General features: G+C 74.9%; 25 protein-coding genes. 13 read left to right on the top strand and 12 right to left on the bottom strand.

What is annotated here, in order from left to right:
- Positions 1 to 29: 29 nt before the first annotated feature.
- The 3 genes from KUM42_RS07955 to KUM42_RS07945 all read right to left on the bottom strand — a co-directional run bounded on the left by KUM42_RS07955 (position 30) and on the right by KUM42_RS07945 (position 3,320).
- Positions 30 to 755 (bottom strand): hypothetical protein, encoded by a 726-nt coding sequence (locus KUM42_RS07955; RefSeq protein ID WP_237496226.1) that lies wholly within the window; start codon positions 753 to 755, stop codon positions 30 to 32.
- 337 nt (positions 756 to 1,092) lie between these two features.
- Entirely contained in the window at positions 1,093 to 2,403 is a 1,311-nt protein-coding gene (gene nhaA / locus KUM42_RS07950) for a Na+/H+ antiporter NhaA (RefSeq protein WP_237496225.1), read from the bottom strand.
- A gap of 71 nt (positions 2,404 to 2,474) precedes the next feature.
- Positions 2,475 to 3,320 (bottom strand): aminotransferase class IV, encoded by an 846-nt coding sequence (locus tag KUM42_RS07945; protein ID WP_237496224.1) that lies wholly within the window; start codon positions 3,318 to 3,320, stop codon positions 2,475 to 2,477.
- Between the two features lie 38 nt (positions 3,321 to 3,358).
- Between KUM42_RS07945 and KUM42_RS07940 the strand changes: the two genes are divergently transcribed.
- The 7 genes from KUM42_RS07940 (at position 3,359) to KUM42_RS07910 (ending at position 8,528) form a co-directional block, all read left to right on the top strand.
- Positions 3,359 to 3,811, top strand: coding sequence for a Fur family transcriptional regulator (locus KUM42_RS07940; RefSeq protein ID WP_237496223.1), 453 nt, complete (start codon positions 3,359 to 3,361; stop codon positions 3,809 to 3,811).
- Between the two features lie 76 nt (positions 3,812 to 3,887).
- Positions 3,888 to 5,003, top strand: coding sequence for a folate-binding protein YgfZ (locus tag KUM42_RS07935; RefSeq protein WP_237496222.1), 1,116 nt, complete (start codon positions 3,888 to 3,890; stop codon positions 5,001 to 5,003).
- A 58-nt stretch (positions 5,004 to 5,061) separates the two neighbouring features.
- On the top strand, positions 5,062 to 5,628 hold the full coding sequence (locus tag KUM42_RS07930) for an aerial mycelium formation protein (RefSeq protein ID WP_237496221.1): 567 nt from the start codon (positions 5,062 to 5,064) through the stop codon (positions 5,626 to 5,628).
- A gap of 108 nt (positions 5,629 to 5,736) precedes the next feature.
- A complete protein-coding gene (locus tag KUM42_RS07925; RefSeq protein WP_237496220.1) occupies positions 5,737 to 6,714 on the top strand; it encodes an asparaginase in 978 nt (325 codons plus the stop codon).
- Positions 6,715 to 6,864: 150 nt separating this feature from the next.
- Entirely contained in the window at positions 6,865 to 7,353 is a 489-nt protein-coding gene (locus tag KUM42_RS07920) for a helix-turn-helix domain-containing protein (RefSeq protein ID WP_237496219.1), read from the top strand.
- Complete coding sequence (locus tag KUM42_RS07915) at positions 7,350 to 8,099, top strand: hypothetical protein (RefSeq protein WP_237496218.1); 750 nt, start codon at positions 7,350 to 7,352, stop codon at positions 8,097 to 8,099. The genes KUM42_RS07920 and KUM42_RS07915 overlap by 4 nt, the downstream gene beginning before the upstream one ends.
- A 138-nt stretch (positions 8,100 to 8,237) precedes the next feature.
- Positions 8,238 to 8,528: a DUF2516 family protein gene (locus tag KUM42_RS07910; protein WP_237496217.1), complete on the top strand. Its 291-nt coding sequence runs from the start codon at positions 8,238 to 8,240 to the stop codon at positions 8,526 to 8,528.
- Positions 8,529 to 8,541: 13 nt separating this feature from the next.
- Here KUM42_RS07910 and KUM42_RS07905 read toward each other — a convergent pair whose 3' ends face one another.
- Positions 8,542 to 8,745, bottom strand: a complete 204-nt coding sequence (locus tag KUM42_RS07905) for a PspC domain-containing protein (RefSeq protein WP_237496216.1) — start codon at positions 8,743 to 8,745, stop codon at positions 8,542 to 8,544.
- Between the two features lie 41 nt (positions 8,746 to 8,786).
- The gene (locus tag KUM42_RS07900; RefSeq protein WP_237496215.1) at positions 8,787 to 9,647 is read right to left on the bottom strand and encodes a spermidine synthase; all 861 of its coding nucleotides are present in this window, start codon (positions 9,645 to 9,647) and stop codon (positions 8,787 to 8,789) included.
- A 297-nt stretch (positions 9,648 to 9,944) separates the two neighbouring features.
- Between KUM42_RS07900 and KUM42_RS07895 the strand changes: the two genes are divergently transcribed.
- Positions 9,945 to 13,604: a choice-of-anchor D domain-containing protein gene (locus tag KUM42_RS07895; RefSeq protein WP_237496214.1), complete on the top strand. Its 3,660-nt coding sequence runs from the start codon at positions 9,945 to 9,947 to the stop codon at positions 13,602 to 13,604.
- Between the two features lie 108 nt (positions 13,605 to 13,712).
- Here KUM42_RS07895 and KUM42_RS07890 read toward each other — a convergent pair whose 3' ends face one another.
- Positions 13,713 to 14,471 (bottom strand): maleylpyruvate isomerase family mycothiol-dependent enzyme, encoded by a 759-nt coding sequence (locus KUM42_RS07890; RefSeq protein ID WP_237496213.1) that lies wholly within the window; start codon positions 14,469 to 14,471, stop codon positions 13,713 to 13,715.
- Positions 14,472 to 14,512: 41 nt separating this feature from the next.
- Positions 14,513 to 14,944 carry a VOC family protein gene (locus KUM42_RS07885; protein WP_237496212.1) on the bottom strand — a complete coding sequence of 144 codons (432 nt, stop codon included), beginning with the start codon at positions 14,942 to 14,944 and terminating at the stop codon, positions 14,513 to 14,515.
- 102 nt (positions 14,945 to 15,046) lie between these two features.
- Here KUM42_RS07885 and KUM42_RS07880 point away from each other — a divergent pair, with 102 nt between their 5' ends.
- Positions 15,047 to 16,000 (top strand): YafY family protein, encoded by a 954-nt coding sequence (locus tag KUM42_RS07880; protein WP_237496211.1) that lies wholly within the window; start codon positions 15,047 to 15,049, stop codon positions 15,998 to 16,000.
- Between the two features lie 44 nt (positions 16,001 to 16,044).
- Positions 16,045 to 16,614, top strand: a complete 570-nt coding sequence (locus KUM42_RS07875) for a GrpB family protein (RefSeq protein WP_237496210.1) — start codon at positions 16,045 to 16,047, stop codon at positions 16,612 to 16,614.
- Positions 16,615 to 16,652: 38 nt separating this feature from the next.
- Here KUM42_RS07875 and KUM42_RS07870 read toward each other — a convergent pair whose 3' ends face one another.
- Complete coding sequence (locus KUM42_RS07870) at positions 16,653 to 17,339, bottom strand: alpha/beta fold hydrolase (RefSeq protein ID WP_237496209.1); 687 nt, start codon at positions 17,337 to 17,339, stop codon at positions 16,653 to 16,655.
- Between the two features lie 73 nt (positions 17,340 to 17,412).
- Between KUM42_RS07870 and KUM42_RS07865 the strand changes: the two genes are divergently transcribed.
- Positions 17,413 to 17,997, top strand: coding sequence for a TetR/AcrR family transcriptional regulator (locus tag KUM42_RS07865; RefSeq protein ID WP_237496208.1), 585 nt, complete (start codon positions 17,413 to 17,415; stop codon positions 17,995 to 17,997).
- Here KUM42_RS07865 and KUM42_RS07860 read toward each other — a convergent pair.
- Complete coding sequence (locus KUM42_RS07860; RefSeq protein WP_237496207.1) at positions 17,963 to 18,808, bottom strand: class I SAM-dependent methyltransferase; 846 nt, start codon at positions 18,806 to 18,808, stop codon at positions 17,963 to 17,965. The two genes, KUM42_RS07865 and KUM42_RS07860, sit on opposite strands and share 35 nt — an antisense overlap.
- Before the next feature lie 40 nt (positions 18,809 to 18,848).
- On the opposite strand from KUM42_RS07860, the gene KUM42_RS07855 reads away from it, so the two are divergent.
- Together KUM42_RS07855 and KUM42_RS07850 are read left to right on the top strand one after the other, a co-directional pair.
- Positions 18,849 to 19,883, top strand: a complete 1,035-nt coding sequence (locus tag KUM42_RS07855) for a UDP-N-acetylmuramate dehydrogenase (RefSeq protein WP_237496206.1) — start codon at positions 18,849 to 18,851, stop codon at positions 19,881 to 19,883.
- Positions 19,880 to 20,161, top strand: coding sequence for a hypothetical protein (locus tag KUM42_RS07850; protein ID WP_237496205.1), 282 nt, complete (start codon positions 19,880 to 19,882; stop codon positions 20,159 to 20,161). The genes KUM42_RS07855 and KUM42_RS07850 overlap by 4 nt, the downstream gene beginning before the upstream one ends.
- On the opposite strand, the gene KUM42_RS07845 is transcribed toward KUM42_RS07850, so the two are convergent.
- The 3 genes from KUM42_RS07845 to KUM42_RS07835 all read right to left on the bottom strand — a co-directional run bounded on the left by KUM42_RS07845 (position 20,162) and on the right by KUM42_RS07835 (position 22,272).
- A complete protein-coding gene (locus KUM42_RS07845) occupies positions 20,162 to 20,779 on the bottom strand; it encodes a hypothetical protein (RefSeq protein WP_237496204.1) in 618 nt (205 codons plus the stop codon).
- Between the two features lie 153 nt (positions 20,780 to 20,932).
- On the bottom strand, positions 20,933 to 21,406 hold the full coding sequence (locus KUM42_RS07840; RefSeq protein ID WP_237496203.1) for a GNAT family N-acetyltransferase: 474 nt from the start codon (positions 21,404 to 21,406) through the stop codon (positions 20,933 to 20,935).
- An 89-nt stretch (positions 21,407 to 21,495) separates the two neighbouring features.
- Positions 21,496 to 22,272, bottom strand: coding sequence for an SDR family oxidoreductase (locus KUM42_RS07835; RefSeq protein ID WP_237496202.1), 777 nt, complete (start codon positions 22,270 to 22,272; stop codon positions 21,496 to 21,498).
- Between the last annotated feature and the right edge of the window lie 42 nt (positions 22,273 to 22,314).

Here is a 22,314-nt window from a genome sequence, read left to right as displayed (position 1 = left end):
GTCGCGGTGACCCGCGCGGGTCCACTCCGCTAGTCGGGGGCGTCGCTGGGGGCGGGGTTGACCCGGTCGGCGTCCCAGGTGGTGCGCTGCTTCTTGTCCGCCGGGGCGGTCTCCAGGCCCTCGGCGGCCAGGACCTCGGCGATGCAGGCGGCGCTGCCACCGACGTAGGTGGTGACCAGGTCGATGTCGGTGACCACGCACCAGGCGCGGTCGGCCGGCCACCAGATGTTGGCGCTCTGCTCGAACGGCTCGGCGGCCATGTTCTGCGCGGCCAGCCCGATCGGGCCGTTGATCAGCCAGTACTCGCGGCCGGGCAGTGGCAGGGTCGGGTGGTCGGTGATGACCGCGCCGCCCTGCGCGACGGCGAACCAGCAGACGTCGGGGGTCGTCGTCCAGCGGGTGAGGACGGCGACGAGGCGTTCGGCGACCGGGGCGGGCAGGTGGCCGCGGGCGGGGGCGCCGTGCCACAGCGGGGCCTGGTCGTCGTTCTCGAAGTACTCCATCGCGCCGGTGACCGAGCCCCACTGCATGAGCGGGTGTGCGGTGGTCCCGTTGGCCGCGGCGACGGAGGCCCAGGGGACCTCGACGTCGTCGTCGCCGACGTAGCGCACCGCGGGGTGGAAGACCCGGGCCACGGCCTCGAACGAGGCGGGCACGAGGGCGGCGACGGTGCCGGGGGTGGCGGCCTGGGCGGACTCGGCGAGCCAGATCCCGGCTGAGGTGTCCAGGGCGACGGACCGGCCGGTGAACTGCACGTCGGACCTCCCCGGACAAACGGACAACCCCCAGGCTGCTCCGTGGCGCTGTACCCCACCGTAGTGGGGGAGCTGCGCACGGGCCGACTGGACAACGTCGGCAGCCTGGGGGTCGGGTGACTGTCCGGTTCTCGCTCGCCGCCATCGACGGACGGGCGGGATGCCGCTGCTCAGTCCGAGCTGTGGGTCTTCCACAGAGACTGGGCGGGCGGCCCATCTGGACGGCGGCTAGCGGACAGCCACCTCACGCGTCCTGTAAGTCATCAACTTCGGGACCACCTCCTCTCTCGTGTGACCCAACCGTACGACGCGATCTGGGGGTCGGCAACGCCTTTCTTCAGCTCTCGGCGGACGGCCGCTGGTAGACGTCCGGGACCCCGTCGGCGTCGTCGTCCCGGGCCTCCTGCTCGGCGATCAGCCGGTACCGCCGGTCGCGCAGCCGGAGCACCACGGCGGCCACCAGCGCGGCCAGCAGGGTCCCGGTGAGGACACCGACCTTGACGTGCTCGTCGCGCAGCGAGCCCGCGCCGAAGGCCAGCTCACCGATCAGCAGCGAGACGGTGAAGCCCATCCCGCCCAGGATCGACAGCCCGATCACGTCGGGCCAGCCCAGCTCGGGGTCCAGCTCGGCCCTGGTGAACCGGCTGACCAGCCAGGTGGCCCCGGCGATGCCGACCGTCTTGCCCGCGACCAGGCCCACGACGATCCCGACGGCCACGCTGTCGGACAGCGCGGCGCCCAGCCCGGAGAGCCCGCCGACGGTCACCCCGGCGGAGAAGAAGGCGAACACCGGGACGGCGAACCCCTGCGAGAGGGGCCGCACCCGGTGCTCGAAGTGCTCGGCCATCCCCGGCCCGGCGTCCGGGCCGCCGGCGGCGTCGCTGCGCACCACGGGGACGGTGAAGGCCAGCAGGACCCCGGCGACGGTCGCGTGCACGCCCGACTCGTGCATGAGCACCCAGGCGACGAGGGCCAGCGGGAGCAGGAGCCACCAGGACCGGATGCGCTTCTGCACCAGGACGCCGAACAGGGCGATCGGCACCAGGGACAGCAGGAGCGGGGTGACCTGCAGGGTGGACGTGTAGAAGACCGCGATGATCGTGATGGCCAGCAGGTCGTCGACGATCGCCAGCGTGAGCAGGAACGTGCGCAGCCCGGTGGGCAGGTGCGTGCTGATGACCGCCAGCACCGCCAGGGCGAAGGCGATGTCGGTGGCGGTGGGGATCGCCCAGCCCGTCAGCGCCCCGTCGCCGGCGCGCAGGTTGACCAGCACGTAGAGCAGTGCCGGCGCCGCCATGCCGCCCACGGCCGCGGCGACCGGCAGCGCGGCCTTGCGCGGGTCGCGGAGGTCGCCGGCGACGAACTCGCGCTTGAGCTCCAGCCCGGCCACGAAGAAGAAGACCGCCAGCAGGCCGTCGGCGGCCCAGGTGCCCAGTGACAGGTCCAGGTGCAGCCCGAACAGGTCCGACGGGCCCACCCGCAGGTCACGCAGTGACTCGTAGGCGGCGGACCAGGGGGTGTTCGCCCAGACCAGCGCGACGAGCGCGCCGATCATGAGCAGGACGCCGCCGACGGTCTCCTTGCGCAGGACGTCGGCGATGCGGGTCGCCTCGCGGTACGAGCCGCGGGCGAACAGGGTGCTGGGCACGGGGGCAGCTCCGGGGTGCGGGGTCGGCTGAGGAGTTGCCGACCAGACTTCCCGGCGCACCGCCGACGACCCTACCGGGCGAGCAGCTCCCGCACCCGCGCCGACAGCCCGGTGTCCCCGCGCTCGACGCCGTCGAGCCGGGTCACCGGGGCGGCGCCGCGGATGCCCGACAGCAGCCAGACGGCGTCCGCGGCGTGCAGGTCGGCGACGGTGCCGGCGGTGACCGCGGTGGGCCAGCCGTCGGCCTCGGCGCGGGCGAACAGCCGGGCCTGGGTGGTGCCGGCGAGGATGCCGGTCTCCACCGGCGGGGTGTGGAGCGTGCCGCCGGTGGCCCACACGACCGTCGACGTGGGGCCCTCGAGCACCCGGTCCTCCAGGGAGGTGAAGACGACGTCGTCGGCACCCACGGAGTGCGCGTGCCGGCCGGCGGCCATGTTCACCGCGTAGGACAGCGTCTTGGCCCCGCCGAGCAGCCACGGCGCGCCCGCCCGGAAGTCGGCCGGGATGCCGAGGGACAGGGTGACGACGCTGATGCCGGCGGTGCGCTGGCGCAGGGTCTCGGCCGGGACGGCGGCCAGCAGGGCCAGCAGCGTCGGCGGGGTGCCCTCGCCCAGCCCGCGGGTGAGGAACACGCGGCAGGCGCCCTCGACGTCGGCCGGCCAGCCCTCGACCGCCGTGGCGACCACGGCCCGCACCGCGTCGTCCCCGGGGTGGGCGATGCCGAGGATGCCCGCCGAGCGCCGCAGCCGGGTGAGGTGGTCGTCGAGGTGCGGGGTCGCACCCCCGGCGACCAGGGCGGACTCGAAGACGCCGTCGCCGCGGCCCAGGCCCAGGTCGAAGGCGGTGACCACCGGCTCGTCCGGGGAGACCGCCGTCGCCGCACCGTTCCGCCAGACCGCCACCCGAGGACTCGTCACGCCGTCCACCCTGCCATCCGCGCTCTACGCTCGATCCCGTGCCCGCACCCGACGACGCCCCACCGCTGGCCACGGAGCTGCGCTCCCGGGGGCTGCGGCTGACCAGTCAGCGGCAGCGGGTGCTGGCGGCGGTGTCGGCGCTGGAGCACGGGACGCCGGAGGAGATCGGCGCACGGCTGCGCGAGGACGCCGGGCCCGGCGGCGCGGCCCCCGACACCTCGACGGTCTACCGCGCGCTGGAGCTGCTGGAGAAGCTGGGGCTGGTCTGGCACACCCACCTCGGCAAGGGCGCGCCGATCTACCACGCCGGCCAGCAGCACCGGCACGTGCACGTGGTCTGCCAGGTCTGCGGGGAGATCAGCTCGGTCGACCCGACGGTGCTCGACGGGGCGGCGGAACGTCTGGGGGCCGAGCTGGGTTTCACCCTGGACGTGGGCCACGTGGCGCTGTCCGGCACCTGCCGAGCCTGCACGGAGAAGGAGACCCCATGAGCGCGAAGACGACGGGCGAGCGAGCATCGCAGGGAGCGCCAGCGACCGAGGAGCGGAACGAGTCCGGAGTCGAGTCATGACATCGCCCTCACCGCTGCTGCAGCACCCCGGGGCCGTCGCCCTGGACCACGAGGACGCCACCGTCGCCGCCCACTACGGCGAGCCGCTCCCCGAGCAGCGCCGGCTGGCCGAGGGCGCCGGGCTGGTCGACCGCAGCGACCGCGACGTGCTCGTCGTCCCGGGTGCCGACCGGCTGAGCTGGCTGCACAGCCTGACCAGCCAGCACCTCGAGCGGCTCGGCGACGCCACCGGCTCCGAGGCCCTGGTGCTCTCCCCGCAGGGCCACGTCGAGCACCACGTCGTCCTCACCGAGCTCGACGGCACCACCTGGGGCGACGTCGAGCCGGGCACGGGTGCCGCGCTGGTGACCTTCCTCCAGCGGATGCGCTTCATGCTGCGGGTCGACCCGGCGCTGGTCACCGATGCGTGGGCGCTGCTGTCCCTGGTCGGCCCCCGCGGCGACGAGGTCCTCACCGCCGCCGGATGGCCCGTGCCCGCGACGCCCTACGCCGTCGTGGGTCTGGACGGCGGTGGCTGGGTGCGCCGGATGCCCGCGATCGGCGACGGGACCGCCGCGGTGGTCGACCTGCTCGTGCCGCGCGCCGAGCTCGCCGCCCGGTCCCAGCAGCTGCTGGACGCCGGGGCCGTGATCGCCGGGGTCGACGCCTACGAGGCGCTGCGGGTCGAGGCCCGCCGTCCCCGCGCCGGCGTCGACTCCGACCACCGCACGATCCCCAACGAGCTGGAGTGGCTGCAGACCGCCGTCCACCTCGAGAAGGGCTGCTACCGCGGCCAGGAGACCGTCGCCCGCGTGCACAACCTGGGCCGCCCGCCCCGCCGGCTGGTCCTGCTGCACCTGGACGGCATGGCCGAGACCCTGCCCCGCCCCGGGACGCCCGTCACCGCCGGTGAGCGCGAGGTCGGCCGGCTGGGCACCGCGGTGCGCCACCACGAGCTGGGCGTGATCGCCCTGGCCCTGGTCAAGCAGTCGCTGGCCCCCGATGCGGCGCTGAAGGTCGGTGAGGCGGCGGCTGCGATCGACCCCGACGACACCCCCGCCACGCTCGACGACACCCGGGCGGCGGCCCGCGACCGCGTGCGGGCGGTCCGGTCTGCGACGATCGGCCGGTGACCCGGGGCACGCACCTCGCCCCGGCGTCCTTCGTCCCCACTCCCGCGGAGGCCGCGCGATGACTGCTCCCACCCCTGCCGCTGCCGGCGGCACCGGCGTCGACGAGCTGCTGGACCCCTCGTTCCTCGACGGCGTCCAGGACGTGCCGATGGCCGAGGTGCGCGCGCTACGGCACCGCGCCGAGCAGGAGGAGGTCAACCTCTCCTACACGCGGCGGCTGCTGCAGGGCCGGCTCGACATCGTGCGCCGCGAGCTGCAGCGCCGCGCCGAGCACGACGGGCGGTCGCTGGTCGACCTGCTGCCGGAGATCCTGTCCGAGAAGGGCCGCGGCCCCGCCCACGGCCTGGGCCGGCACCAGACCGTGCAGCCCACCTCGCCCGAGCAGTTCGAGACCTGGGTCAACAGCCTGGCGCCCGGTGCCGACCTCACCGACGTCCCGTCGATGCCCGACGACCGGCTCGAGCAGACGGCCCGGTCGCTGGCCGCCGGTGAGCGGTCGCTGTCCGAGCGCCGCCGGGGCGTGCAGACCGTCATGGACGCCGTCGCCGGCGAGCTGGCCCGTCGCTACCGCGAGGGCCTGGCCGACGTCGCCCAGCTGCTGGCCGACGAGTCGCGCCACGGATGAAGGACCCCGTTGCCCCCCACCACGAGCAAGCTCGCGGCGGGGCCCTGCAACGGGGCCGGGGCGGGCCCCTGCGAGGGGGCCGTTCCAGCACGTCGCGATGATGTGCGCATGACGTCGTGGCCGCAGAACCCGGTGCTGGTGGAGGTGTGGCGCGGTGGGCTGGCGTCCGACGTGCTGGAGTCGGTGCACCGCGGGGCGCTCGTCGTCCTGGGCGCCGACGGTGCGCCGACGCTGACCGTCGGGGACGTCACCCGGCCGGTGCTGCCGCGCTCGTCGAACAAGCCGGTGCAGGCCACCGTCTACCTCGACGCCGGCTGGCAGCCCCGCGACGACCGGGAGCTCGCCCTGGCCGGTGCCTCGCACAGCGGTGAGGACGGCCACCGGGAGCTGGCCGCGCAGGTGCTCGCCGGTGCCGGGCTCGGTCCTGAGCACCTGGGCTGCCCGCCGTCCCTGCCCGGGCACGAGGGCACCCGGGCGCACTGGCTGGTCGAGGACCGCGCGCCGGACCGGCTGGCGATGAACTGCTCCGGCAAGCACTCGGCGATGCTCGCCGCCTGCGTCGCCGCCGGCTGGCCGACCGAGGGCTACCTGGACCCCGCGCACCCGCTGCAGCAGGCGATCGAGGCGCGACTGGGGGAGGCCGGGGGCGACCCGGTGTCCGCCGTCGTCGTCGACGGCTGCGGTGCGCCCCAGCACGCCATCTCCCTCACCGGGCTGGCCCGCGGCGTGCTGTCGCTGGTGCAGGCCGAGCCGGGCACGTCCGGCCGCCGGGTCGCCGACGCGATGCGCGCCCACCCGTGGCTGGTCGCCGGCACCGGCCGCGACGACACCGAGCTGATGCAGGCCGTCGACGGGCTGCTGGTCAAGGGCGGGGCCGACGGCGTGCACGTCGCCGCGCTGCCCGGCGCCGGTGCCGTCGCGCTCAAGCTGGACGACGGCGGCGACCGCGGTCGGCTGCCCGCCCTCTGTGCCGGACTGGTGCGGCTCGGCGTCCCGGCCGACACCCTCGCCCCGTGGTTGTCGACCGCGGTGTCCGGTGGCGAGGGCGTGGTTGGCAGCATCCGCGCCGCCGACGTCCTCGCCTGACCTCGCCTGCCTGCACGACCTGCACGCACCGGACGGCGCCCTGCGTCGTCCGGTGTGGGTTCCGCTGCCGGACGTCCTTCCCAGCCAGGCGTCCCACCGGGTGCTAGCGACCCGCTTGCAACAGCTAGCACCGCGGGTTACGTTGATCATGTGCAGCGACCCACGGAGTTCGTCCGGGAGCAGGTGAGCGCGGTCCGCGAGACCGTGGCCACCGCGGCGGCGGAGGCGCAGACCGTCCCCGCGGCCGTGAGCTCGCAGGTCGGGGAGTTCATCCGCTCCCAGCGCAGCGCCGCCCAGGTGTCGCTGCGCGAGCTGGCCCGCACGGCCGGGGTGAGCAACCCCTACCTGTCCCAGGTCGAGCGCGGGCTGCGCAAGCCGTCGGCGGAGATCCTGGCCCAGATCGCCCGGGGCCTGAAGATCTCCGCCGAGACGCTCTACGAGCAGGCTGGAATCCTCGACCGCCGGTCGGGCACCGCCGGCACGGTCGCCGCGATCCGCGGCGACGAGGCGCTGTCGGAACGGCACAAGGCCGTGCTCCTGGAGCTGTACGAGACCTACGCCCGCGAACACGCCGCCCAGCTCGCCCGCGAGCTCGCGGCGACCGCACCCACCCCCACCCCCTCGGAGGAGACGGCATGAGCCGCACCGACACCCTCAGGTCCTACGGCGAGACCCTCGTCGAGACCGGCCGCACCGGCCTGCTGGCCGCGATCGGCGCCGGCGACGTCGCCGTCGACCGCGCCCGCACCGTCGTGACCGGCCTGCGCTCCCGCGCGGAGGCGCTGCCCGGCGAGGCGCAGGTCCAGGCCGACCTGGGCGCCAAGGAGGCCCGCACCCGCGTCGAGGCCGCCCGCGAGCAGGCCCGCCGCGCCGCCGTCCACGCGCGCACCACGGTGAGCGAGCTCCGCCCGGAGACGGTGCTCGGAACCGTCACCGGCCTGGTCGAGGCCGCCCGCGCCCAGGCGATGGACGCCGTCGGCGAGCTGGCCGGCCGTGGTGAGCAGCTGGTCGGCGACCTGCGCCGCCAGCCGGTCGTCCGCACGGTGGTGGCCCGCACCGGGCGCGCCGTGGACGCCGTCGAGGACGGGCTCGAGGACGCGCTGGAGGAGACCGGCGAGACCGTCACCGCGGCCTCCGACGCCGTCACCTCGGCCGCCCAGCAGACCGCCGCCCGCACGAGTGCGGCCGTCGACGCGGCGACCGCCGACGTCCAGGACGCCGCGGAGGCGACGACGGCCGCCGACGACGCTCCTGCCGTCACCGACGCTCCTGTCGCTGCCCGCACGACGGCGGCCGTCGTCGAGGCGCCGGCGCCCGAGCGCGCGGCCGAGGCCACGCTGCCGGACCCGCTCGCCGTCCCCCGCAAGAAGCGCACCACCAAGTAACGCGTCGCGACCCCGGTCCGCGCCCCGGCTCCCGCACCGCGGGGCCGGGGCGCGGCCGTCTCACCCGAGAGGGTCGTCCCGGTCCGGTGGCGGGCGCGTTCTCGCCGGCCGGTGGCGCCAGCCGCCTATCCTCGGCGCATGGGCAGCAGCTTCGACGGGTTCGTCTACACCCTCGTGAACTACGGCACCCTGGCCCTGGCGGTCTGGGCGTTCGTCGACGCCGTCATCCGCCCCGCCGCCGCCTTCACCGCCGCCGGCAAGCTGAGCAAGCCCGCCTGGCTGGCGATCACCGGCATCGCCGCGCTGCTGCTGTGGAGCATGGGCCCGCTGAGCTTCCTCGGCCTGCCCGCCGTCGTCGCGGCCGTGGTCTACCTGGTCGACGTCCGTCCGGCCGTCCGCAGCCTCAAGCGGGGCAACAACAGCTGGTGACGCCGCCCGGCCCTCAGTACTTGTCGTCGGCCGGCATCAGGACCCACAGCGCGATGTAGGCGATGAACTGCGGGCCCGGCAGCACGCAGGACACCACGAAGGCCGCGCGCAGGCCACCCCGGGAGAGCCCGAACCTGCGGGCCAGGCCCGAGCAGACCCCGGCCACCACCTTGTGGCGGGTGTCGCGGGTGAGCCGACCGTACGAGGGAGTCGTCATCTCCCGACCCTACGGCGCCACGCGCCCGGTGGTCGGGGTGCTCAGTCGAAGATCCCGGCCGGTGGCTGCGGGGAGGGCTGGGCGTCGGCATCGGTCACCGGTGCGGCCTGGCCGACGAACCGGTCCAGCTCCTCGCCGTCGACCACCCGGGCGGGCATCGGGTCCCCGGCGCAGCGGCGGGTCAGCCCGGCGATCGGCAGCTCGGCGGTCGAGGCCACCGCGACGGTGTTGCCGAACCGCCGTCCGCGCAGGGTGCCCGGCTCGGCCAGCAGTGCCACGTGCCCGAAGACCGCGCGCAGCGTCGCCGCCTCCGCGCGGGCGAAGCGCAGCGGCGGGCCGTCGGAGACGTTCCACGCCGTCACGCCGCCGGGCCGCAGCACCCGGGCGACGTCGGCGGCGAACTCGACCGTGGTCAGGTGCGCCGGGGTGCGGGCGCCGGCGAACACGTCGACCAGGACGACGTCGGCGGAGGCGTCGGGCAGTGCGGCCAGCCCCTCGCGGGCGTCGGCGGCGCGCACCCGCACGCGGGCGTTCCGCGGCAGCGGCAACTCGCGGCGCACCAGCTCCGTCAGCGGCTCGTCGAGCTCGACCACCCGCTGCCGGGAACCGGGCCGGGTCACGGCGACGTAGCGGGCCAGGGTGAGCGCGCCGCCGCCGAGGTGGACGACGTCCAGCGCCCGGCCGGGCTCGGCGGCCAGGTCGAGCACGTGGCCCATCCGGCGGACGTACTCGAACTCCAGGTACGAGGGGTCGGTGAGGTCGACGTGCGACTGCGGGACGCCGTCGAGCATCAGCTGCCAGGAGCCCTCCCGGTCGGCGTCGGCCAGCAGCTCCGCGGTGCCCCCGGCGACCTCGGTGGGGCCGGGCAGGGCGGTCAGGTGCCCGCGGTCCCTGCGGCTCACCGCTGGCCCTGCTGCTGGGTCCGGGAGGGGTCCGGCGCTGCCTCGTCCACGGCGTCCATGGTGCCCCAGCCACGACCGCCGGCCGGTCGAGGAGGCTGCTGACCACGCGTTCCGTCACAGGGACCACGTAGCTTGTCGCCGGGACACCCGCGCCGGGCGGGTGTCCCGACCGCGTTCGCCCCTGGTGCGTCCGCGGTCTCCACGGGGGCGGACACACGGGGCGGGCAGATGCGGGCAGGGCACGGACGGGTCGAGCGGGCGGCGCGGGTCAGGGGCGGACGCCGGTCCGTGCTGGCGGTGGCGAGCGCGCTGATCGCCCTCGCCGGCGCCGGTGTCGTCGGTGGGGCGGACGTGGCCCGGGCCGACGTCCGCACGATCGCCGGTGACACGTTCCGCACCAGCTGGGACGCCGACGAGCCCGGCCTGGCCCCGAGCACCGTCCAGTCCAGCGCCTTCGGCCGGCTGTTCGCCGCCGAGGTCGACGGGCAGGTCTACGCGCAGCCACTGGTCGTCGGTGGCACCGTCGTCGCGGCGACCGAGAACAACAACGTGTACGGGCTGGACGGCGTCACCGGCCAGCGGCGGTGGACGAGGTCACTCGGCCCGGCCTGGCCGTCGGCCACCCTCGGGTGCGGTGACCTGACCCCGAACGTCGGGGTCACCTCCACGCCGGTCTACGACCCGGCCACCCGCAGCGTCTACCTGCTGGCCAAGACGAACGACGGTGGATCGGCGCAGGTGCCGCACTGGTACCTGCACGCCCTGGACCCGGTCACCGGCGCCGAGCGGCCGAACTTCCCGGTGATGATCGGCGGGGCGCCCACCAACGACCCGACCCGGCCGTTCAACGCCCTCACCGCGATGCAGCGGCCCGGGCTGCTGCTGCTCGACGGCGTGGTCTACGCCGGGTTCGCCAGCCACTGCGACTACGCGCCCTTCGTCGGCTACGTCGCCGGGGTGTCCACGGCAGGGCGGCAGACCACGCTGTGGGCCACCGAGTCCGGCAACGCCAACGCCGAGGCCGGCATCTGGCAGTCCGGCGGCGGCCTGGTCTCCGACGGGCCCGGGCAGATCCTGTTCGCCACCGGCAACGGCATCTCCCCGCAGCGCAGCCCCGGGAAGACCCCGCCGGCCACCCTCGCCGAGTCCGTCGTCCGGTTGCGGGTCGCCGGCGACGGCACCCTGGCGGCCACCGACTTCTTCAGCCCCTTCGACAACGCCAAGCTCGACCAGGACGACGCCGACCTCGGGTCCGGCGGGCCGGTGGCTGTCCCCGACGGCTACGGCAGCACCGCCCACCCGCACCTGCTGGTCCAGGTCGGCAAGGACGGCGTGGTCCGGCTGCTCGACCGCGACGACCTGGGCGGGATGGGCCAGGGCCCGAACGGCACCGACGCCGTCCTCGACAGCGCCGGCCCCTACGGCGGCGTCTGGGGAAAGCCGGCGTTCCTCGGCACGCCCCAGGGCGGTTACGTCTACACCGTCGAGGCCAACGGCTACCTGCGCGCCTTCCGGATCGCCGTCCGCGCGGACGGCGGTGTCGCCCTCGCCGCCGTGGGCACCAGCGCCGGCACGCTGGGCTACACGTCCGGCTCGCCGGTGGTCACGTCCACCGGCACCGACCCCTCGACGGCGCTGGTCTGGGAGGTCTACGCCGCCGGTGGCAACGGCTCCCAGGGGCAACTGCGCGCCTACCGGGCGCTGCCCGACAGCACCGGTCAGCTGCGCCAGGTCTTCAGCGCCCCGATCGGCACCGCGTCCAAGTTCGTGTCCCTGGCCACCGACGGCGGTCGCGTGTACGTGGGCACCCGGGACGGCCACGTCCTCGGCTTCGGGGCACCCACCACCGCGGCCCTGGGGGCCACCGCCACCGACCTCGGCTCCGCGCCGGTCGGCGAGGCCGCCACGGCGACCGTCACGCTGACCGCCTCGCGGGCGGTCACGGTCACGGCCGCCACCGCGGGCGCCCCGTTCGCCGTGGGCGCGCTGCCGCTGCCGCAGCCGCTGGCCAAGGGCGGGTCGATGACGGTCCCGGTGACCTTCCGGCCCACCGTCACCGGCCAGTCCGACGGCACGCTCGACCTCACCACCGCCGACGGCGAGCAGGTCCGGATCGGCGTCCACGGCCTGGGCACCCGCACCGGCCTGGGCAGCGTGCCCGGTTCGCTGACCTTCGACGCCGTCCCCACCGGTTCCCTGAGCCGGCAGACGGTCAACGTGGTGAACACCGGGACGGCCCCGGTCACCGTGCAGGGCGTGACGCTGCCGACCCACCCCTCGCTCACCGTCGACCCGCAGTCGCTGCCCACCGTCGGGCAGCGCCTCGCGCCGCAGGCCTCGGTCCCGGTGTCGGTCACCTTCGCCCCGACGTCGACGGCCGCGGTCACCGACCAGCTGCGCGTGACCAGCGACGCCGGGTCGGTGAGCGTGCCGATCACGGCCAGCGCGGTCACCGGTGCGGCCCACCTCGAGCTGCCTGCCTCGCTCGACTTCGGTGACGTGGCGGTCGGGCTCGAGTCGACGATGTCCTTCCCGGTGGAGAACACCGGCAACATCGCCCTGACCATCACCAAGGCCAAGGCCCCGGCCGGCGTCTTCAGCACCACGGACCCGATCTCGGAGAACCTGACGATCCCGCCGGGGGAGACCGCCTTCCAGACCGTGACCTTCCGGCCGACCGCGACCGGACAGGCCGGTGGGCCGGCGTTCTTCTACCTGCTCACCGGCAACGACGGGCAGGGCGAGCAGAAGGTGGTGCTCACCGGCAGGGGCATCGAGGACCCGATCGCGGTGGCCGCCGTGCGCGCGGGTGCCGGGAAGGGCACCTACATCGGGGTCGGCCAGGCGCTGAACGCGCAGTACGCCGTCGCCGGGGGCCGGTGCCAGGACTACACGAACGGCGTCATCTGCTGGTCGGCCGCCAGTGGCGCGCACGTCGTCCAGGGCGCCATCGCCGAGCGGTACCGGGCCGCCGGGGGGCCGGCCGGGCCGCTCGGGTTCCCGGTGACGGACGAGTTCGGGTCGCCGGACGGCGTGGGGCGGGCGAACCACTTCAACGGCTCGGGTGGTGCGTCGATCTACTGGACGCCGGGCAGTGGTGCGCACTCGGTGCAGGGCGAGATCCGCAACCGGTGGGCGGCGTCGGGCTGGGAGACGGGTCGGCTGGGCTACCCGGTGACCGACGAGTTCGGGTCGCCGGACGGCGTGGGCCGCGGGAACCACTTCAACGGTTCCGGTGGTGCGTCGATCTACTGGACGCCGGGCAGTGGTGCGCACTCCGTGCAGGGCGAGATCCGCAACCGGTGGGCAGCCTCGGGCTGGGAGACCGGCCGGCTGGGCTACCCGGTGACCGACGAGTTCGGGTCGCCGGACGGCGTGGGCCGGGCGAACCACTTCAACGGCTCGGGTGGCGCGTCGATCTACTGGACGCCGGGCACGGGTGCGCACTCGGTGCAGGGTGAGATCCGCAACCGGTGGGCGGCCTCGGGCTGGGAGACCGGTCCGCTGGGCTACCCGGTGATCGACGAGGCGGGCTCACCGGACGGCGTGGGTCGGATCAACCACTTCAACGGTTCCGGTGGCGCGTCGATCTACTGGACGCCGCGGACGGGTGCGCACTCGGTGCAGGGGGAGATCCGGAACCGGTGGGCGGCCTCGGGCTGGGAGCTGGGCCCGCTGGGGTACCCGGTGACCGACGAGTTCGGGTCGCCGGACGGGGTGGGGCGCGCCAACCACTTCAACGGTTCCGGTGGCGCGTCGGTCTACTGGACGCCGCGGACGGGTGCGCACTCGGTGCAGGGCCTGATCCGCGACCGGTGGGCGTCCCTCGGCTGGGAGACCGGCCGGCTGGGCTACCCGACCACCGACGAGTACGGCGTCCCCGAGGGCCGGCGCAGCGACTTCCAGCGCGGTGCGCTCGTCTGGGAACCGCGGATCGGCCAGGTCACCGGCCGCTGACCTCTACCCGGCCGCTGACCTCCACCCGGCCGCTGGCCTCCGCCCGGCCCCGGTGACCCCGGGGCCGGGCGGCCCGTCGGCGACCGGAGCCGCACCCCGCAGGGGCCGTCAGTGTCCCCGCAGCAGGGCCTCGGCCGCCGGGTCGCCGTCCACGACGACCTCGCCCGGCCGGCCCCACAGGTGCAGCAGCAGCTGGCCGGCCGCTCCGGACACCTGCGCGTCGGCGTCCGGGGCGGGGCCGTCGGAGCAGCGGACGGCGCCGTCGGCCACCTCGACGGTCCACGCGCGGCCGAGGTCGGTCGCCGTGACGCCCACCCGGGCCCGGGCGCCGGCCAGCGGGGACTCGTGCTGCCACCGCGGCAGCACGATCGCCAGCACCTCGTCGACCCCGTCGCCGGCCAGCGCCGGGTCGACGGGGGAGAGGGCCAGCGACGCCGCCGTCTCCAGGTCCTGCCGGTGCACCGTGTGCTCGTGCGCCTGCCGGCGGGCCCAGTCGCGCGCGGTGTGGCCGGCGGCCGGGCTCATGTGCCAGGCCGGGGCGCCGGGGTCGGTGGTGCGCAGGGTGGCCACCAGCTCGATCAGGCCCTGCGCGTACCAGCCGTGCAGGTCGTCGTGCGGCGGGTGGGCCGCGCCGCGCTCCGGCGGGTGGGTGTGCCCGGCCCGCAGGATGCCCACGGTCCAGCGGTGCACGCCGCCCAGGTGCACGACCAGGTCGCGGGCGGTCCAGGCGGGCACCCAGGGCACCGGGGTCTGCAGCCCACCGGTGGCCGGGGTGCGGCCGGCGTCCAGCTCCTGGGCGACGACGCCGACCCGCTCGCCCTCCCGCTCGACAGCGGCGGTCCAGGCGTCGAACAGCTCGTCGGGCACGCCGTCCATGGTGCCCCAGGCGGACGCCGCCGCCGACCGGGTCAGCCGTTGTACGGCGGCAGCACGTCCAGGACCCACGTGACGCCGAACCGGTCGGTGACCATGCCGTACAGCGGGGCGTAGCCGGCCGGGGCCAGCTCCGTCCGCACCGAGCCGCCGACGACGAGCGCCTGCCAGTACCGGGTGACCTCCTCGGTGTCGGTGCCGCGCACCGACACGTAGACGGCGTCCGTGCCCGCGTCGTACGCGCGGCCCGGCGGGACGTCGAAGGCCATGACCGCGAAGCCGTTCGGTGCCTGCACGCCGCCCCAGATGATCTGCTCGGGCACGGCGCCGTCGGCGGTGTCCCGCTCGCTGCCGCCCTGGGCGAAGGTGAAGGCCATGACCTCCCCGCCGAACACCGAGGCGTAGAAGTCCAGCGCCTCGCGGGCCTGGCCGCGGAAGTTCAGGTGCGTGGTGGTGGTGATGCTCATGTCCGGCTCCTCAGCTCGCCGCCACCCCGTCGGTGGCGATGAGGAGACAGTCGCAGTGGTAGCGGACAGCTCCTGTCCTCTACTGTGCGCAGCATCGACAACATGCCCCCGACGAGCGGGACGTCGTCCCGGCTGCTCACGCTGCTGTCGCTGCTGCAGGCCCGCCGCGACTGGCCCGGTGCCACCCTGGCCGAGCGGCTGGGGGTCACCGGGCGCACCGTGCGCCGCGACGTCGACCGGCTCCGCGAGCTCGGCTACCCCGTCCAGGCGTTCAAGGGGCCCGACGGCGGCTACCGCCTCGATGCCGGTGCCGACCTGCCGCCGCTGCTGTTCGACGACGAGCAGGCCGTGGCGCTGGCCGTGGCGCTGCAGCTGGCGACCGCGAGCGGGGCGCGGATCAACGAGGCGGCGGCCCGCGCGCTGACCACCGTGCGCCAGGTGATGCCCGCGCGGTTGCGGCACCGGGTGGACGCCGTGCAGGTCACCCCGCTCGCCAGCAGCTCCACCGCCGAGGTCGACCCGGCGGTGCTGGTCGCGCTGACCGCCGCCGTCCGGGCCCGCGAGGTGGTGCGCTTCGGCTACGCGGACGACCGGTCGCCGCCGCGGCGGGCCGAGCCGCACCACCTCGTCGCCCGGGGCGGCCGCTGGTACCTCGTGGCGTTCGACCTCGACCGGGCCGACTGGCGCACCTTCCGCTGCGACCGGATCACGCTGCGGACCCCGAACGGCCCCCGGTTCACGCCCCGCGAGCTGCCCGGCGGCGACCTCGGCACCTTCATGGACGGCGTCGTCCGGGGCAGCAGCGACGGCGCCTGGCCGTGCACCGGCACGGTCGAGCTGGGCCTCCCCGCCGCCCGCGTCGTCCCGTTCGCCGCCGACGGCGTCGTCGAGGCGCTGGGCCCCGACCGCTGCCGGCTCACCCTCGGGGCGTGGTCGTGGGTCGGCGTCGCCGCGGCCGTGGCGCGCTACGACACCGACGTCCTCGCCGTGAGCCCGCCCGCCCTCGCCGACGCCTTCCGCACGCTGTCCGAACGGTTCGCCCGCGTCGGCGCCTGATGCGCTGGTCGCGTCGGTCGCGGGTGGCGTCGTAGCCTCGCCGGGTGGACCCGACCCCTGACCGGGACGCCTACCTCCAGTCGGTGCTCATCGGCGGCCGCGAGCCGGTGACGATCGTCGTCCAGGACCCGGACCCGGAGTGGCCGGCACGCTTCGCGGTGGTGCGCACCCGGATCCGCAACGCCCTGGGCGACCGTGCCCTCGGCATCGAGCACATCGGGAGCACCGCGGTCCCGGGACTGGCTGCCAAGCCCATCGTCGACGTGCTCGTGACCGTCGCCGACGTGGCGGACGAGCCGGCCTACGCGCCCGCCCTGGAGGCGGCCGGGTTCCCGCAGCGGGTCCGGGAACCGGGCCATCGCATGTTCCGCACGCCCGGGCGGGACGTGCACGTCCACGTCTACGAGCCCGGCGCCCCCGCGGTGACCGACTACCTCGACCTGCGTGACTGGCTGCGTCGGTCGGCGCAGGACCGCGCCCTGTACGCCACGACGAAGCGTGCGCTGGCGAGCCGGGAGTGGGCCGACATGAACGACTACGCCGACGCGAAGACCGAGGTCGTCGGCGAGATCCTGGCCCGGGCCAGGGTCTGGCGGTCCGCAGGCGGCCGGTGACCGCGTGGTGCTCGAGGCGTGAGGCCGGCGGGCGCCCGTCAGACCGGCAGGCCGAGCAGGAGGTCGGCCACCTCCCGCGGCCGGGAGAGGAACGGGTGGTGCCCGGCGTCGAGCTCGACGACGGTGCCGGCGCGGCGGGCGAACTCCCGCTGCGCCGCGGCGGGGGTGCCCCGGTCCTGCGCGCACACCAGGTAGGTCGACGGCACGTCCTGCCAGGCGGTCACCTGCACCGGCTGGCCCACCACCGACAGGGTCTGCCGGGCGAGCCGGGCGAGGGCGTCGTCGGCCACCTCGGGGCAGTCCTGCAGGAAGGTCTCGGTGAGCAGCCCGGGCCGGACGCCGAACGTGCCGGCGGCGGGGTCGACGTCCAGGAACGGGGCCGGCTCCGGGGGGCCGAAGGTGGACAGGCTCTCCCCGACGACGGGCAGGTAGCTGGACACCGCGACCAGGTGCCGCACCGCGCTGACGCCGACGGCGGCCTCGGCGATGACGATGCCGCCGTAGCTGTGGCCCACCACGACGGTGGGCTCGTCGCTGCCCTGCAGCACGTGCCGGACGGCGGCGACGTCGTCGTCGAGGCCGAGGCCCGCCTGCCCGGTCTCCCCGCAGCTGGGCAGCGCGGGCGCCACGCTGGTCACGCCACGCGCCGCCAGCAGCTCGGCGGTGCGGTGCCACCACCACGCGCCGTCCCGCACGCACGCCCCGTGCACGAACACCACTCTCATCGCTGACCTCCACGTCGCCGGACGGACACCGACGACGCTAGACGTACCGCCAGTTACGCGAAAAGATCGGCGCATGGGGCGACAGCGGCAGCCGGAGATCGCCGACCGGCTGCTGGAGGCGTGCACCGACGCGGCACTGGCCGGCGGGCTGCCCGACCGCCTCGAGCCGTTCGCCACCGCCACCGGGACCTCGTCCCGGATGCTGCTGTACCACTTCGGCACGAAGGAGGCGCTGCTCCGCGCGGTGCTGCAGCGCGCCCGCGCCCGCCAGCGGCGGGACTGGGAGGCCCTGCTCCGCGTGCGCCCGGACGAGGACTACCGGACGACGCTGGCCCGCGCCTGGGCCGGCATGACCGGGCCCGAGGGGCAGCGCTACCTGGCGGTGTTCAACCGGCTGCGTGAGGACGCCGAGCAGCGGCTGTGGCCCGGCTTCCGGCGGGAGGCCACGACCGACTGGCTCGGCCCGCTGCAGGAGGGCCTGGCCACGATCGGGCGGCCCGAGCTGGCGACGCTGGTGCTCGCGGTCGTCCGCGGGCTGGTCGTCGACCTGGACGCCACGGGCGACACCGACCGCGTCGATGCGGCCTGGGCGACGTTCGTGGCGGAGCTGGGGGAGCCCCCGGTCACGTCGGGGCGACCGCCGACCAGCGCACCGTGACCTCGCCGTGCCGCCAGCGCCGGGTCGGGCCCAGCAGCGGCCAGCCGTCGGCGGACAGCGCCTCGCACGCCGCCGCCCAGCGCTGCCGCGGCCCGAACGCCGACAGCCCCGCCGCGGCCGCCCACGCGGCGTCGAACGCGGTGAGGAAGGCGTGCACCGGCTGCCCCGGCACGTTGTGGTGGATCAGCGCCTTGGGCAGCCGTTCGGCCAGGTCGGAGGGCCGGTCGAGGTCCGACACCCGGGCGGCGAGGGTCAGGGTGAGCGGGCCGTCGCTGTCCAGGGCCACCCACGTCGCCCGTCGTCCCCACTCGTCGCAGGTGCCCTCGACCAGCAGCCCGCCCGGGGCGAGCGCGCCGCGCATGGTGTCCCAGGCGCGGGCGGCGGACTCCTCGTCGTACTGGCGCAGCACGTTGAACGCCCGCACCAGCACCGGTGCCAGCCCGGCCAGCTCGAACCCGCCGAGCCGGAAGTCCACCCGCGGCGGGTCGCAGTCCCCGGCCACCGCGGTCACCCGCTCCGGGTCGATCTCCAGCCCGACGACCTCCAGGCGCTCGATCTCCGGGGCCAGCCGGTCCACCAGCTCCAGCGTGGTCACCGCCGACGCGCCGTAGCCCAGGTCGACCACCAGCGGCCGGGCGGCGTCGCGCAGCCGGGCGACCTGGGTGGCCACCAGCCAGCGGTCGACCCGGCGCAGCCGGTTGGCGTTGGTGGTGCCGCGGGTCGGCAGACCCAGTGCGCGGGCCCGGCCGGCGGCCAGCTTCGGCACCTTGCGCACCGGTGGCAGCGACGCACGCTGGGTGTGGTCGCTCACGGACGACGAGGTTAGCCGCACGGGCCGTTACCGTGGGTGCGTGCAGGAACGCCGGGACGCCCGCCTCTCGGACCTGACCACCCTGGGGGTCGGCGGTCCGATCGACCGGCTGGTCGAGGTCTCCACCCGTGCCGAGCTGGTCGCCGCCGTCCGGGACGCCGACGACGCCGGCCGCCCGCTGCTGGTGCTCGGCGGTGGCTCGAACATCGTCGCCCCCGACAGCGGCTGGCCCGGCGACGTCGTCCTGGTGCGCAGCCGCGGGGTCGCGCGCACCGACACCGCCGACGGCGTGGAGCTCGAGGTCGAGGCCGGGGAGTACTGGGACGACCTGGTCGCCCTCACCGTCGCCGAGCAGCTGGCCGGCATGGAGGCGCTGTCGGGCATCCCGGGCTCCACCGGCGCCACCCCGGTGCAGAACGTCGGCGCGTACGGCCAGGAGGTCGCCGCGCTGATCACCGCCGTGCGCGTCTGGGACCGGACGGCGCGGGCCGAGCGGGTGCTGACGCCCGCCGACCTGGCCTTCGCCTACCGCGAGAGCATGCTCAAGTCCCGCCCCGGCGTCTTCGTCGTCCTGTCGGTGACCTTCGCGCTGCGGCCCTCGGACTCCTCCAGCCCGGTCAGCTACGCGGAGCTGGCGAAGAAGCTGGGTGTCGAGCTGGGCGACACCGCGCCGCTGGCGCAGGTGCGCGACGCCGTGCTGGAGCTGCGCCGCGGCAAGGGCATGGTCTGGGACCCCGCCGACCCCGACTCCCGCAGCGCCGGGTCCTTCTTCACCAACCCGGTCGTGCCGGTGGGCACCGCGGTGCCCGAGTGCCCGTCCTGGCCGGCCGGCACCGGCGCCGACGGTGCCGCGCAGGTGAAGCTCAGCGCGGCCTGGCTGGTGCAGCACTCCGGCTACGGCAAGGGCACGCGGGCGGGCCGGGTCGGGACGTCGTCGCGGCACAGCTTGGCGCTGACCACCGAGCCCGGCGCGACCGCCGCGGAGCTGATGTCCTTCGCCGGTGAGGTCGTGGCCGCGGTGCGCACGCAGTTCGGCGTCACGCTGGTGCCCGAGCCCACGCAGGTGCGGCCGTGAGCATGCGCCCGGACGAGTCGCTGCAGCTCGGCGCGCTGTACGACGCGCTCCGCACGCCCGCGCCGATGCCGGCCGACCCCCGGCAGCTGACCGGGTGGATGGCCCGCGTCGAGGCCGACGCGGCCCTGTCCGGCCTGATCTCCCGGGTGCTCAACTCCGGGACGGCGACCACCGCGGAGGTCACCGACGCGCAGTCGCTGTTCGACCGCAGCGGCACCGCCGCCGACCCCGCCCGCGTGGCGAGGGCCTACGAGGTCCTCCTCCACCACGCGGAGTAGTTAGCTCCGCAGGGTTCGATCGATTTCCTCGAAACGCTTAACCGCTGCTCGGTACACGTCACCACTTGCAGCATGAAGTTCATCGATACCGATGCTGTGGCCAAGTACGGCGATGGTTCCAGCAACGGGGTCGATGAGTCGGAAGATGGCGCCACCATCACCGGACGAGCCTGGCGGTGGGTCGAAGTAGGGGCCTAGAGGAAGCATCTCGACGGGTGTGAGTGCTCTATCAAAGATGTTGGTGCGTCCAGACTGGAAAAATTCATCTAGGCGTTCATCGAAGTGCTCGAAGTCGTTCCTCACCGCTCGGTCATGCAGTAAGGACGTCTCATCAATTCCAAGCCTCGTTCGGATTGCATGCCCCCTTGCGCGCGAGTCAACGTTTCTTGTCGGGGGCCACAGGATCTTCGACATCGAGGCGGCTGCTCCGACCATGGCGAGCGCTTGGCTGAATGCCATGTTCACGCGCGAATCGAGCTCGCGATCATTGAAGACCTCTACCAGATTCAGATATGCCACCTGGAGGTACTCAGCTTGCTGCAGGAGTTCGCGAAGGTAGACCTGTTCGGCAAAGGGGGTGAACCATGCCGGAATGGGGTCCGCCGGTGGTATGTCCATGCTGTGACCGTAGTGGAGATGACACTGGTCGCGTCCCGACCACGGGAGGTGTAACCGCTTGTATCGCCGTTCAGCGGTTGCAATGTCATGGCGCATGAAACGTTGTCAGCCGCTCAGCCGCTCAGCCGCTCAGCCGCTCAGCCGCTCAGCCGCTCAGCCGATTGCGCGGGTCAGCGTGACCTGTTCGGCGTTGTAGCCGAGTCGCTCGTACAGCTCCCGGGCCGCGGTGTTGGCTGTGCCGGTGTCCAGCGTGACCCGGTGCAGGCCGCGGGAGCGGGCCCACGCCTCGACCCCGGCGACCAGTCGGCTGGCCACGCCGCGCCGACGGTCGGCCGGTGCCACGACCAGCTCGCCCAGGTAGGCCTCCTGCTCGCCGCTGAAGTGCCGACGGGCGCTGGCCCCGGCGAACCCGACCAGCCCGTCGTCCGGGTCGCAGGCCACCAGCAGCACGTGGTCGTCGTCGTCCGCGGCCCTGCAGGCGTCGGCCACCCAGCTCGCCGCCGCGGCAGCCACCCCGTCCGCGGGACGCCAGGTGGAGACCCCGCTGGTCAGCTCGCCGGCCAGCGCGCGCACCGCCGCGTGGTCGGCGGTCACCGCCGGTCGGACCTGCACGTCCTGAGTGGTCACCGGTCGATCATCCCGGACGGAGTCGTCTCGATAAAAGCCCTGATGGAGTCCCAGCGCTACGGGGACCGAGCGCTGGGACTCCATCGGGCTCACTCGGCGTCGCGGACGACCTTGTGCTGGGCGGCCTGGGCCAGGGGGCGGACGACGAGCAGGTCGACGTTCACGTGGTGCGGCCGGGTGACGACCCAGCTCACGACGTCGGCGACGTCCGCGGCGGTCAGCGGCTCCCGCACCCCGCGGTAGACGGCGTCGTACTTCTCCTGCGACCGGGTGCGGTTGAGCGTGAACTCCTCGGTCTTGACCATCCCGGGCGCGATCTCCATCACCCGCACCGGCTCACCGGCCAGCTCCAGCCGCAGCGTCTCGGCCAGCGTGTGCACCCCGTGCTTGGCGGCGGTGTAGCTGGCCCCGCCCTCGTAGCTGATCAGTGCCGCCGTCGAGCTCATGAAGACGACGTCGCCGGCGCCGGAGGCCCGCAGCGCCGGCAGCAGCGCCCGGGTCACCCGCACGGTGCCGAGCACGTTGACGTCGTAGGTGCGCTGCCACGAGTCGAGGTCGGCGTCGGCCACGGCGGCGGTGTCGAAGGCCCCACCTGCGTTGTTGACCAGGACGTCGACCCGGTCGAGCCCCGCGGCGAGGGCGTCGACGGAGGCCTGGTCGGTCACGTCGAGGGCCACCGCGCGGCCACCGATCCGGTTGGCCAGCGCGGTCAGCCGGTCGACCCGGCGGGCGGCGAGCACGACGGTGAACCCGTCGGCGGCCAGCCGCTCTGCGGTGGCGGCGCCGATGCCGCTGGAGGCACCGGTCACGACGGCCACGCGGCCCTGGGCGCGGGAGGAGGACGGCGGGAGCTCGGGGCTGGACATGTGGCCATCCTGACGCTGTTGCACACTGAGAACGAGACAGGG

Origin of the sequence: Modestobacter sp. L9-4 (genome assembly GCF_019112525.1) — a bacterium.
GTDB lineage: Bacteria > Actinomycetota > Actinomycetes > Mycobacteriales > Geodermatophilaceae > Modestobacter.
This window is presented reverse-complemented; position numbering and strand designations above follow the sequence as displayed.

Bases quoted from the DNA above. Each gene is read 5' to 3' on its own strand.
- KUM42_RS07885 (WP_237496212.1), bottom strand. From the start codon at position 14,944: ATGAGCATCACCACCACCACGCACCTGAACTTCCGCGGCCAGGCCCGC.
- KUM42_RS07935 (WP_237496222.1), top strand. From the start codon at position 3,888: ATGACATCGCCCTCACCGCTGCTGCAGCACCCCGGGGCCGTCGCCCTG.
- KUM42_RS07915 (WP_237496218.1), top strand. From the start codon at position 7,350: ATGAGCCGCACCGACACCCTCAGGTCCTACGGCGAGACCCTCGTCGAG.
- KUM42_RS07925 (WP_237496220.1), top strand. From the start codon at position 5,737: ATGACGTCGTGGCCGCAGAACCCGGTGCTGGTGGAGGTGTGGCGCGGT.
- KUM42_RS07880 (WP_237496211.1), top strand. From the start codon at position 15,047: ATGCCCCCGACGAGCGGGACGTCGTCCCGGCTGCTCACGCTGCTGTCG.
- KUM42_RS07930 (WP_237496221.1), top strand. From the start codon at position 5,062: ATGACTGCTCCCACCCCTGCCGCTGCCGGCGGCACCGGCGTCGACGAG.
- KUM42_RS07835 (WP_237496202.1), bottom strand. From the start codon at position 22,272: ATGTCCAGCCCCGAGCTCCCGCCGTCCTCCTCCCGCGCCCAGGGCCGC.
- KUM42_RS07845 (WP_237496204.1), bottom strand. From the start codon at position 20,779: ATGGACATACCACCGGCGGACCCCATTCCGGCATGGTTCACCCCCTTT.
- KUM42_RS07905 (WP_237496216.1), bottom strand. From the start codon at position 8,745: ATGACGACTCCCTCGTACGGTCGGCTCACCCGCGACACCCGCCACAAG.
- KUM42_RS07865 (WP_237496208.1), top strand. From the start codon at position 17,413: ATGGGGCGACAGCGGCAGCCGGAGATCGCCGACCGGCTGCTGGAGGCG.
- KUM42_RS07910 (WP_237496217.1), top strand. From the start codon at position 8,238: ATGGGCAGCAGCTTCGACGGGTTCGTCTACACCCTCGTGAACTACGGC.
- KUM42_RS07870 (WP_237496209.1), bottom strand. From the start codon at position 17,339: ATGAGAGTGGTGTTCGTGCACGGGGCGTGCGTGCGGGACGGCGCGTGG.